12 protein-coding genes and 1 riboswitch are annotated in these 12,085 nt (G+C 34.6%); of the genes, 1 reads left to right on the forward strand and 11 read right to left on the reverse strand.

Annotated features, from left to right (window positions below):
- Positions 1-111 precede the first annotated feature (111 nt).
- The 8 genes from BN6559_RS00745 to recG all read right to left on the reverse strand — a co-directional run bounded on the left by BN6559_RS00745 (position 112) and on the right by recG (position 8,967).
- Positions 112-339 carry a YlzJ-like family protein gene (locus tag BN6559_RS00745; protein WP_110952961.1) on the reverse strand — a complete coding sequence of 76 codons (228 nt, stop codon included), beginning with the start codon at positions 337-339 and terminating at the stop codon, positions 112-114.
- On the reverse strand, positions 339-1,082 hold the full coding sequence (locus BN6559_RS00750; RefSeq protein WP_110952962.1) for a ClpP family protease: 744 nt from the start codon (positions 1,080-1,082) through the stop codon (positions 339-341). Before BN6559_RS00750 ends, BN6559_RS00745 begins: the two co-directional genes overlap by 1 nt.
- Before the next feature lie 105 nt (positions 1,083-1,187).
- Entirely contained in the window at positions 1,188-2,852 is a 1,665-nt protein-coding gene (locus BN6559_RS00755) for a ribonuclease J (protein WP_110952963.1), read from the reverse strand.
- Positions 2,853-3,077: 225 nt separating this feature from the next.
- Positions 3,078-4,283 carry an aspartate kinase gene (dapG, locus tag BN6559_RS00760; RefSeq protein WP_110952964.1) on the reverse strand — a complete coding sequence of 402 codons (1,206 nt, stop codon included), beginning with the start codon at positions 4,281-4,283 and terminating at the stop codon, positions 3,078-3,080.
- A gap of 9 nt (positions 4,284-4,292) precedes the next feature.
- Positions 4,293-5,324 carry an aspartate-semialdehyde dehydrogenase gene (locus BN6559_RS00765; protein ID WP_110952965.1) on the reverse strand — a complete coding sequence of 344 codons (1,032 nt, stop codon included), beginning with the start codon at positions 5,322-5,324 and terminating at the stop codon, positions 4,293-4,295.
- Between the two features lie 22 nt (positions 5,325-5,346).
- Positions 5,347-6,138, reverse strand: coding sequence for a 4-hydroxy-tetrahydrodipicolinate reductase (gene dapB, locus BN6559_RS00770; RefSeq protein WP_110952966.1), 792 nt, complete (start codon positions 6,136-6,138; stop codon positions 5,347-5,349).
- A gap of 112 nt (positions 6,139-6,250) precedes the next feature.
- Positions 6,251-6,431, reverse strand: a riboswitch (Lysine riboswitch).
- Positions 6,432-6,498: 67 nt separating this feature from the next.
- A complete protein-coding gene (locus BN6559_RS00775; protein WP_324609426.1) occupies positions 6,499-6,705 on the reverse strand; it encodes a 2-hydroxymuconate tautomerase in 207 nt (68 codons plus the stop codon).
- Positions 6,706-6,921: 216 nt separating this feature from the next.
- A complete protein-coding gene (gene recG / locus BN6559_RS00780; protein WP_456060940.1) occupies positions 6,922-8,967 on the reverse strand; it encodes an ATP-dependent DNA helicase RecG in 2,046 nt (681 codons plus the stop codon).
- Positions 8,968-9,175: 208 nt separating this feature from the next.
- Between recG and rpmB the strand changes: the two genes are divergently transcribed.
- Complete coding sequence (rpmB, locus tag BN6559_RS00785) at positions 9,176-9,367, forward strand: 50S ribosomal protein L28 (RefSeq protein ID WP_110952969.1); 192 nt, start codon at positions 9,176-9,178, stop codon at positions 9,365-9,367.
- 73 nt (positions 9,368-9,440) lie between these two features.
- Here the strand turns inward: rpmB and hslO are convergent, their stop codons facing one another.
- From hslO to BN6559_RS00800, 3 genes are all read right to left on the reverse strand, one after another.
- On the reverse strand, positions 9,441-10,301 hold the full coding sequence (gene hslO, locus BN6559_RS00790) for an Hsp33 family molecular chaperone HslO (RefSeq protein WP_110952970.1): 861 nt from the start codon (positions 10,299-10,301) through the stop codon (positions 9,441-9,443).
- A gap of 89 nt (positions 10,302-10,390) precedes the next feature.
- Complete coding sequence (gene ribH / locus BN6559_RS00795; RefSeq protein WP_110952971.1) at positions 10,391-10,855, reverse strand: 6,7-dimethyl-8-ribityllumazine synthase; 465 nt, start codon at positions 10,853-10,855, stop codon at positions 10,391-10,393.
- Positions 10,856-10,868: 13 nt separating this feature from the next.
- The gene (locus BN6559_RS00800) at positions 10,869-12,074 is read right to left on the reverse strand and encodes a bifunctional 3,4-dihydroxy-2-butanone-4-phosphate synthase/GTP cyclohydrolase II (protein WP_110952972.1); all 1,206 of its coding nucleotides are present in this window, start codon (positions 12,072-12,074) and stop codon (positions 10,869-10,871) included.
- Between the last annotated feature and the right edge of the window lie 11 nt (positions 12,075-12,085).

Below are 12,085 nucleotides of genomic sequence, written 5' to 3' on the forward strand. Positions count from 1 at the left end.
AAGCTGCTGTATTAAGAAAATTTTTAACATACATTTATTTGTACTTATTCATTATAAGCACAATATATATCAAAAATTTTTTAATACAACAGCTCGAAGGTTACAAACGTCTTAACTAATCTGTTGCGTTATACTATAATTAAGAATATTTCCTGGCTGAATTTCTTGGCACATATAATCTTCTGGGGCAGTACTAAGAATTTTAATCACTCTGCATTGTGATTCTGAAATATTTTCTACAATAAGAGTTATTCCTTTATATTCTACCTCTTTATATTGTAACTTAGAAGAGTCCTCTTCAAATAGGTTTTCAATCGGCATTATTGTCCAAAATAACATTATTGCGTCATTCCTTTTGTTGATTTTCTCAGTTCAATTAAAGATTGTAATTTATTCATCGCTTGCGAAACGCCACCAATTTCATTAATCAAGCCATATTTTACAGCCTCTTTCCCTCCAACAGATGCACCTATATCTCTTGATAGCTCACCTGTTTTATATAGCAATTCACGCCATTTCTTTTCATCAATTTTTGAATGTTTCACCACAAAATTACTAACTCGTTCTTGCATTTTTTCCAAATAATCAAATGAGCTTTGCGCGCCGATCACCATTCCAGTGAGACGAATTGGATGAATTGTCATTGTTGCACTTTCTACAATATAAGAGTAAGTAGCAGACACCGCTATAGGAACACCAATGCTATGCCCACCTCCAAGAACAACAGATACAGATGGTTTTGACAAACTAGCAATCATTTCAGAAATTGCTAAACCTGCCTCAACATCTCCACCAACTGTATTTAATAAAATAATAACGCCTTCAATATCTGCGTTTTGTTCTATGGCAACCAATTGCGGCATAATATGTTCATACTTAGTTGTCTTATTGTTAGGAGATAAGATAAGATGCCCCTCTATTTGCCCTATAATCGTCATAACATGAATATTAGATTTTGCCTTTACTACATCTGTAGTGCCTAATTCTTTTATATTCTCATTCACTACATTATTTTTTTCACTTCGTTCTTCTTTATTTCTATTTTCTTCATGTTCTGCTGAAGGAAAATTATAATTATTCATTTATTGTCCTCCTATTTAAATTCTCTAATAGTATTGACAAAAATTAAGTTTAAATACAAAAACCTTTTTAAACTTAATTTCTTAAATTTAAAAAGGTTTTTATTCTTATACCTCCATAATAATCGGAAGTATCATTGGGCGCCGCCTCGTACGCTCATATAAGTATTTACCAAGCGTATCCCGAACATTTGCTTTAATTGTAGCCCATTCAGTAATATTGTTTAATTCGCATTTTTCTAAAGCTTGTTTTACTTTTTCTTTTGCCTCATCCATTAATGCTTCAGATTCTCTTACGTAAACAAAACCACGTGAGACAATATCTGGTCCAGCAACAACACATCCCTGCTCCTTATCCATAGTAACTACAATAATCAAAATACCATCTTGAGAAAGTTGTCTACGATCTCGTAGAACAATATTTCCTACATCTCCAACCCCTAAACCGTCAACAAGAACATTTCCTGCTGTCACCTTGCCTACAACTACACCTTTATCACGAGAAAATTCAAGAACTTGTCCATTTTCGCTAACAAAAATATTTTCTTTTTCCATGCCTAAATCTTGTGCTAATTTGGAATGCTTTATTAGATGACGATATTCTCCATGAACAGGAATAAAAAATTTGGGCCGTACTAAATTATGCATTAATTTAAGCTCTTCTTGGCTTGCATGCCCGGAAACATGAATCCCACACGACTTCTCGTACACAACATGCGCACCTTGTTTCAATAAATTATCGATTGTACGCGAAACCAATTTTTCATTTCCAGGAATTGGAGTGGCAGAAATAATAACAGTATCACCAGGAACAATGCCTACCTTCTTATGATCTGACTGCGCCATTCTTGTTAAAGCAGACATAGGCTCTCCCTGACTGCCTGTAGTAATGATAACAACACTTGAAGCAGCATAATTATTAATTTCATCAATATCGATTAATACACCCTCTGGAATAACTAAATATCCTAATTCCAAAGAAATATTCACAACATTTACCATGCTGCGACCTAAAACAGCGACTTTACGTTTATATTTGCACGCCATATCAACCGCTTGTTGAATCCGATGTACATTTGAAGAAAAAGTAGCAATAATGATACGTTCTTTCGCTCCATAAAAAGCTTCATCAAAAGCAATGCCAACGGATTTTTCACTTGGCGTATGCCCCGGCCTCTCAGCATTTGTGCTATCTGCCATTAAGACCAATACTCCTTGATCCCCTAATTCAGCAAATTTATGAAAATCCGTCACTTTCCCATCAACCGGAGTTTGATCGAATTTAAAATCACCAGTATGTACAATTGTACCAATTGGAGTTTTTATATATAAACCTACGGCATCAGCAATACTGTGACTTACACGAATAAATCCAACCTTAAAACAGCCTTCACGAATCATATCTCCCGGTGCAACTGCGACTAAATTACTAGCATCAACATTTGTTTCTTTTAACCTTCCTTCTAAAATTCCTAAAGTCAATTTTGTCCCATATACAGGTACATTGATGTGCTTTAGAATATAAGGTAATGCGCCTATATGATCTTCATGACCATGTGTCAAAACAATTGCTTTAACCAAATCACGATTTTCTAATAGATACGTAATATCAGGAATTACCAAATCAATCCCCAACATATCATCATCAGGAAACATCAGTCCGCAATCAATAATAATTATTTCGTCTCCTACTCTAATTACAGTTAAATTCTTCCCGATTTCACCTAATCCACCGAGTGGAATAATTTGAAGTTTTTGTGGTATTTTTGTCAAAAAAAATTACACCTCCGAAAAAATAAATTGTTATTTATATTAAGTTCGCACCGTACATAATAGTAAAAGAGATCATGATAAATCGCCCGTTCTGCTCACTTACGTCTATTATAACTTATCTACCTATATACAACAAGCCTAATTATGGATCAAAATTATTATGCTCATTTTTTAATTAATAAATACAACTCATCCTTATTGGATGAGTTGTATTTATTAATTATATTACATAGATAAATTAAATTTTTCATGCAGAGCTTCTAACGCTCTTTTTAAATGTTCTTTTGACACCAATCCAGATATAGAGGTATGGGAATCGACAGTTTGTAAGATTTCAATATTATTTTTCGAAAGTGCTTCCACAAAGTCTGCCATAACGCCTGGAACTTCTCTCATACCTCCACCGATAACAGAAACTTTTGCACACTCCGTGATAAATTCTGCTTCATATTTTGCTAATACTTTTTTTGCTAAACTCATAGAAGTTTGTGCAATAGTAAATAATAGTTGCCCCGGGGAAACGTTGATTAAATCAATACTAATTTTCTCTAATGCCAGAATCTTAAATACATTTACACTATCGTCATGATTAATATTAACAATTTTAATTTGACATATATCAGTTAAGTAGGTAACGCCTGTAGCGACTTTATCAATAATTTTATTTAAGTTCAATTTATCATCATTAAAATTACCAATCAAAGTTCCCTTTTCATCTGAGAATGTTGACTTTATCATCATCGGAATATTTTTCTGCATCGCAATTTCAACTGCTCTAGGATGAATAACTTTTGCTCCCTGATACGCAATTTGGCAAACTTCACTATAACTAATTTTATCTAATATTTTCGCATCATTAACCAATCGAGGATCAGCGGTCATAATACCATCTACATCTGTATAAATCTCTATCATTTCGGCACCAAGAGCCACACCTAATGCAGAAGCAGTTGTATCACTTCCGCCTCGTCCGAGCGTCGTAAAATCGCCATTATGATCCACCCCCTGAAATCCACAAACAACGGGGATTTTATCCTTTGCAAGTAGCTCAAAAAGTCGTTCAGTATGAATTGCAGTTATTCTCGCACGATTGAAATTTGAATCCGTAACTATACCAGCCTGCCCGCCTGTCAGCATAACCGACTCGAAGTTATTTGCTTGTAATAAAGCAGTCATAACAACTGCCGAAATCATTTCACCGCAACACATAATTTGATCTAGCTCTCGATTGTTAACCGTTGAATTCTCACGTTTAACTAAATCAATTAGCGTATCTGTAGCATAATGTTCACCTTTACGCCCCATAGCTGAAACAACGATAACTGGGGAGTAGCCTTTTTTCTTCGCTTGTAATATTTTATTTACAATAAGCTTGCGGCTACAATCGGTTGCAACCGAAGTTCCACCAAATTTCTGGATAATGATCTTCATATTCACACCTCAAAACATGTTATGTTCAATCATATACTCCGCAATTTGAAGTGCATTTAACGCTGCACCTTTACGAATTTGATCACCAACAACCCACAAATTTAATCCATTCTTAATAGAATAATCTTTTCTAATTCTACCAACAAATACTTCATTTTTATTAGACGTATAAAGAGGCATTGGGTATTCCATCTCATCTGGTTGATCTTGAACAACGACCCCAGGGAAATTAGATAAAGCCTTTTTAGCTTCCTCAACCCCCAATTCGCTTTCTAATTCAAGATTAATAGATTCTGCATGACTACGATATACAGGAACTCGAATCGTTGTTGCCGTAATTCCCATTGTAGCATCATTCATAATTTTATGAGTTTCATCAATCATTTTCATTTCTTCTTTAGTATATAAATTATCCTTAAATACATCAATTTGCGGAATTAAGTTAAATGCAATTTGATAATGCTTAGGTAAACTTGCACCTGGCAAAATATTCGCTATAACTGGCTTATTTTCAACGACAGCCTTGACCTGATTTTCCAATTCTTCAATGGCTTCTTTTCCCCCGCCAGAAACCGCCTGATAAGTAGAAACAACAACTCTTTTTATTTTAGCTTTATCATAAATTGGTTTTAATGCCATTGCCATAATGATTGTAGAACAATTCGGATTTGCAATTATGCCTTTATGCATATGAATAGCCTCAGGATTTACCTCTGGAACGACAAGCGGAACTTCTGAATCCATGCGAAATGCACTAGAGTTATCAATCACTACAGCACCTGCTTTAACAGCTGCCGGCGCAAAAGTTTTACTTGCTGACCCTCCCGCAAATAAAGCAATCTGAACATCTTTGAAAGATTCTTCAGTCGCTTCCTCTACCACATATTCTTTTCCCATAAATTGAATTTTTCTTCCTGCAGACCGTTTAGAAGCAAGTAATTTAAGATTCGCAAAAGGAAAGTTGCGTTCTTCAATTAAAGTTAAGAATTCCTGCCCGACTGCTCCAGTCGCACCTAAAATTGCTACATTATATTTATTCATCTAAAAGTCTCTCCTTATGGTTTTAATCTAGTATATTCTCTAACCCACAAACTAGTTTATTTAAGTGGATAACTTTTTTACATGCAAGTACTACCCCTGGCATAAAAGAGTCTCTATTAATAGAATCATGACGAATCGTTAAAGTTTGCCCAAGACCTCCGAAAATTACTTCTTGATGCGCTACATATCCTGGCAATCTTACACTATGAATACGAATCCCATCATACTCACCGCCTCTGGCTCCATTAATCTTCTCCACTTCATCAGGATGTCCCTGCGGCATGCTTTCACGTACTTCACAAATCGCTTCCGCCGTGTGCAATGCAGTGCCTGATGGAGCATCTAATTTTTGATCATGATGAAGTTCGATAATTTCAACGTTCGGTAAATATTTTGCCACTTCTCTTGACATTTTTATCATCAGCACTGCACCAATTGCAAAATTTGGTGCTATAAACGCACCTACCTGATGTGTTTTACAAAGCGCATCAATTTCAAATTTATCATCATCTGATAATCCAGTTGTACCGATTACAGGATAAACACCATTTTTCAATGCAATTCTCGCATTCTGCATAACAACAGAGGGCTTTGTAAAATCGACCATAACATCTGGCTTCGTATTATTTATTAACTCTTGTAAATTACTTTCAACAACAATTCCTGTTTTTTCAATTCCAATTAATTCTCCAATATCATTTCCACTATGTATATCTACAGCACCAACAAGTTCTAAATCTTGATCATGATAGACTGCACTTAAAACAGATCTTCCCATCTTACCACAAGCACCACTTACAATCACCTTAACCAAAATTTACACCCCCTCTAAAATTTATTAACTAAATAAAAAAGCTGATGAGTGATTTTCTCATCAGCGGTTATAACAATACAAACCATTAGGATAAAATAAAATATTTTATTCCAGATGAGATAGCACTCCACCAAAAACCGAAAGTTTTGATGACAGTCTAATACTTATTAAATATTAAACCAGCATTTGCAATTACGGCAATTGCAAATGCTTCGGCGAACAATCCTTTCCTTTTCGTTCATCGCTACCAAACTCCCTAAAGTACTCTTATTGATCGCACCTCTACTCCATTTTATTAACAGGACTTTTATTTAATTTATGTTCATTTTATACCAATGGTTCCTGACATGTCAATAAAATTTAACTGTCAGCTCTCAACTTTCCACCTTGGCCTAAATGTGTTGGAGTCATCTCTCTAATAATAATTGAAACAGCACTTTGAGGACAATTTGCAGTTTCTGAAATTGCTTCAGTAACTCTTTTTACTAATTCTCTTCTTTGTTCAACAGTTCTTCCTTCGAGCATATCAATTTGTACAATTGGCATATAATCTGCCTCCTTATTTATATATTTATAATATCATTCACCATAAATATATAAATCCCTTCTAAAGGGCAGACTTATTTGGAACTTGTAATACTATTATGAATCGAAACTAATATAAAATACATCGAATAAAATAATTATTTTTAAAAATAGTATAAACTATCATTTTAATGATCATACTAGGATTGTAAATTTTCTCCTCTCCCATATCTGGCGACATATGTCGCCTCTTTTTATTTAATTATTTATAATATCTTTAAAATGTTCATGATACTGCAATAATAAAATGCGCCCGATTTCTTTTAACAAAGAACTATCCTCCATTGTATGCAAAGCAGCTTTTCGTGCTAATAATAATATATCTAAATCAGAAATAATATTCGCTATTTTTAAATCAGGTAGTCCATGTTGTCGAGTTCCAAAAAATTGTCCAGGACCACGAATTTTTAAATCTTCTTCCGCCAAAAGAAATCCATCATACGTTTGTTCCATAACCATTAATCGTTCCTTGGTTTTTTGTGTCTTACTTTTTGTGAGTAAAACACAATATGATTGATATTCGCCTCTCCCAATCCTGCCTCTCAATTGATGTAATTGTGCCAAGCCAAACCGGTCTGCCCCTTCAATAACCATAACATTTGCATTCGGAACATTGATCCCTACTTCAATAACAGTAGTGGATACTAAAATTTTTATTCTACCTTCATAAAAGTCAGTCATAACCTGTTCTTTATCTTTTTTTCCTAATTTTCCATGAATTAAACCACAGGCACACTCTTTAAATATGCCTGTTTTTAATTCTTCAAATAATCCCATAGCAGACTGCGTTTCAATATTTTCAGATTCATCAATTAATGGACATACAACGTAAGCCTGCCTACCTTTTTTGATTTCATTTAAAACAAATTGATAAATCTGTGGACGTTTATTAGGTTCACGTACAAACGTTCTAATTGGTTTGCGTCCTGGTGGCAATTCTTTAATGATCGAAATATCAAGATCACCATATACGGTAAGCGTCATAGTTCTCGGTATAGGAGTCGCTGTCATGACCAATACATCAGGAGAATTTCCTTTTTCCTGTAGTAAGAGTCTTTGCCTAACTCCAAATCGATGTTGCTCGTCTGTAATAACGAGGCCTACATTTTTAAACTGTACGTCTTCTTGAATCAAAGCATGCGTACCAATAACAATCTGCATTTCTCCTGCGTTTATTTCTTTTAATAGTTTATCTCGATTTTTTTTACTCAAATTCCCACTTAATAACGCTATACGAATTCCAAACGGACTTAATGTATTTGTTAAGCTTTTATAGTGCTGCTGAGCTAAAATTTCTGTTGGCACCATAAAAGCTCCTTGGTAACCATTTTCAACAGTTTTCACTAAAGCTAACATTGCAACAATTGTTTTTCCAGATCCAACATCGCCTTGCAATAATCGTTGCATCGAAATGCTTTGTTCCATATCTAAAGTAATTTCCTTTAAAACTCGTTTTTGATCTTTTGTAAGCTCAAAAGGTAAACTATCATAAACAGCTTTACTTAATTTACTATTCAACAAATGCTTTATTCCTACATTATGTTTTCTATTTTTAATTTTTATCATTGCAAGTCCGCATTGTATCAAATATAACTCTTCAAATATCAACCTATATCTTGCTTTACAAAGTATTTCGTTGTTTTTAGGAAAATGGATATTTTTGATTGCCTCGATTCTGCTTATTAACTGGTATTCTTTTACTATAGTTTCTGGTATTAGTTCCTCTAGGCACAATAAATTTTTGAGTATACCATCAACCAATTTACGCAAAAATTTTTGTGTAATCATTTCATTGGCTGCATAAATAGGGATAATATCATTTCTAGATTGCATTTCATTGTCCTCTATAAATTCATACTCAGCATGATTCATCACAAAGCATCCATAATTATATTCGACTTTACCAGTTGCAATTATTTTTTTACCTATACTAAACTGCTTTTTTAGAAAAATTTGATTAAACCAAATTAACTGAATCCAACCAGTTTCATCTTTGACCGTAACTTTTAAAATATTTAATCCCCTACGTATTTTATCTTCCCTAATTGCAGCAATGGTGCCAAAAATAGTTTCTAAATTCCCATTTATTACAGTTGCAATTTTTTTTATTACACTTCTATCCTCATACCGTCGCGGATAATATGTAAGTAAATCATGAATTGTACATATATTTAAATTCGCCAATGCTTTACTCTTTGCTGGGCCAACCCCTTTTAAAAATTGGACTTTTTCAGTCAAAATGATACCCACAGCCTCACCTCTATATAAAAATAATAAAATTTATAAAGCATTTCAACATTCACAAAAAATCTCCTGCTGTCTTATCAAAACTAATTCCCATTTAACTGTATTAGCAAAACTAAAAAATCATTGCAATGTATGGTATCTTTATGATAAAATATTCATATTACGTATGAGGATATCTTGTCCTTCGTTAAAGGAGGTGGAATAAATGGCAAATGTTTGTGAAATTTGTGCAAAAGGTGAAGCTAGCGGTTTTAATGTAAGTCATTCTCATCTTAAAACTAAACGTACTTGGAAACCAAATATCCAACGCGTTCGCGCTGTAGTTAACGGTGATGTTAAAAGAGTAAACGTTTGTACTCGTTGCCTACGTTCCGGTAAAGTTCAACGCGCAATCTAATTAAAATAAAAGCATAAAATAAAAGGACTGCTCTAGCAGTCCTTTTATTTTATGCTTTTATGCGATATTTATCTTAAAGTAAGTTTAGTAGGCTCTCTAATTCTTCTTTCGCAAATTGATATTTATTTCCACAAAAATGGCAGCTAACCTCAGCTTCTCCATCATCATATAGAGAAACTAACTCTTCTCTACCTAAGCTAATTAAAATTCCCTGAATTTTTTCTTTCGAACACTGACATTTAAATTGAAGATCCTGGTTCTCAAAATAATTAACAGGCAATGTCTTAAAAATTTCTGCGATTATGCCTTTTGCATCTAATCCTTCATAAATCATCTGCGATACTGGTTCTAATGATTTTAGATTTTTTTCAATCACATCAAGAGCAGAATCTTCAACCTCAGGCAAAGCTTGAATGAAAAATCCACCAGCCGCTAGAATCTTAAGCTCCGGATTTACCAAAACCCCTAAACCAACACTTGACGGCGTTTGCTCAGAGACACATAAATAGTTTGTAATATCTTCCGCAATTTCACCCGTTATAAGTTCCGAACTTCCAGTAAACGGATTTTTTAGCCCTGTAAAACGAGTGAGTGAAATTAGTCCCTTACCAACAGCTTCACCAACTGCTAATTTTCCTGCATTTAGTGGTAAGTTTACCTGCGGATGATCAACATAACCACGAACAAAGCCTTCTGCATTTGCATCCGCAACAATTTTACCTAATACTCCGTCTCCAGCAATTTTTAAAGTCACACACTCTTTGGTTTTTAAATTTGCTGCTAATAGTACTGCCCCCGTCATCGTCCTTCCCAATGCAGCCGCAGCAACGGGAAAACAATTATGGCGTTTACACGCTTCTCCAACTAGATTTGTCGTAACTGCAGCAAATACACGAATTCCATTCGATGTAGCCTTAAGTAAATGATCCTGCATAAAATTCTCCTCTAATCTATCTATCTATAATTTTGAGACAGTATGTCGCCTAATCAACACACTGTCTCTTATTTATAAACTAAAAGCAATTATAAATTTTTCAATAAATTCGCCATTTCAATCGCAGCTATAGCACTATCATACCCTTTATTACCAGCCTTTGTCCCTGCACGTTCTACTGCTTGTTCAATATTTTCAGTCGTAACAACACCAAAGATGGTTGGTATTCCACTCGCCATTCCAACATGCGCAACACCTTTAGCAACTTCATTACACACATAATCATAATGAGAAGTCGCCCCCCGGATGACTGCCCCTAAACAAATAACGGCATCATATTTGTTTCCATTTGCCATCTTTTGTGCAATCATTGGAATTTCATAAGCGCCCGGAACCCATGCAACATCGATATCATTTTCATTGACCCCATGTCTTATAAGAGCATCTAATGCCCCACTTAATAATTTACTTGTAATAAATTCATTAAATCTCGCAACAACTATACCGATCCTCAAATTTTCTGCGATTAATTTACCTTCAATTACATTTGCCATTTTATATAGCCTCCTATGCTTGTTTTAAAATATGACCCATTTTTATTTTTTTAACTGATAAATATTCTTTATTAAATTTATTGGCTTTTACTTCTAAAGGAACTCTTTCGACAATTTTCAGTCCATATCCTTCAAGCCCTGCTCGCTTTGATGGATTATTCGTTAATAGTCGAATACTAGTTATTCCCAATTCAGACAAAATTTGCGCCCCAATCCCATACTCACGTAAATCAGGTGCAAATCCTAAAGAAACATTGGCTTCAACGGTATCTTTTCCTTTATCTTGCAATTCATAGGCCCGAAGTTTATTCGCAAGACCAATGCCCCGCCCTTCTTGCCGCATATAAAGAAGAACACCCTCTCCCTCAGTCTCAATACGATTCAATGCTGCTGCCAACTGATCTCCGCAATCACAACGCAATGACCCCAAAGCATCTCCAGTTAAACATTCGGAATGCACGCGCACCAAAACATTTTCTTTCCCTTTGACCTCCCCTTTGATTATAGCAAGATGACATTTGTCATCCAATTTATTTTCATAGGCAAACATCTTAAATTGTCCAAATTTACTTGGCAAATTTGTTTCTGCACACCGAACGATAAATGTTTCACTACGTTTACGATATTTAATCAAATCCGCAATTGTAATAATCTTCAAATTATGTTTTTTTACAAAATTCATTAAATCAGGGACTCTCGCCATTGTACCATCGTCATTCATAATTTCACATATTACACCAGCTGGCGTCAATCCAGCCAACGTAGCGATGTCTACAGCTGCTTCTGTATGCCCGGTTCTTTTTAAAACGCCACCTTCAGCAGAACGTAAAGGAAAAATATGTCCAGGACGCCGAAAACTGCTTGGTTTTGCATTTTTATCTAAAATTGTTTTCACTGTATGTGCTCTTTCAAAAGCAGAAATCCCTGTATCTGTATCATAAGCATCAATAGATACTGTAAAAGCAGTTCCATGCGCATCTGTATTATTGGTGACCATAGGACTAATTCCTAAATCATCTAAGCGCTTACCATAAACAGGCATGCAAATTAGACCACGTCCGTAAGTCGCCATAAAATTAATTGCTTCCGGTGTTACTTTATCAGCTGCAATGATTAAATCCCCCTCATTTTCACGATCATCATCATCAACAGCAACAATCATTTTTCCTTGTTTAATATCTTCTATAGCTTCCTCAATTGTATTAAATTTAAAATTCATCTGAAAAACTC

This window comes from Massilibacillus massiliensis (assembly GCF_900086705.1).
Lineage (GTDB): Bacteria > Bacillota > Negativicutes > FLKF01 > FLKF01 > Massilibacillus > Massilibacillus massiliensis.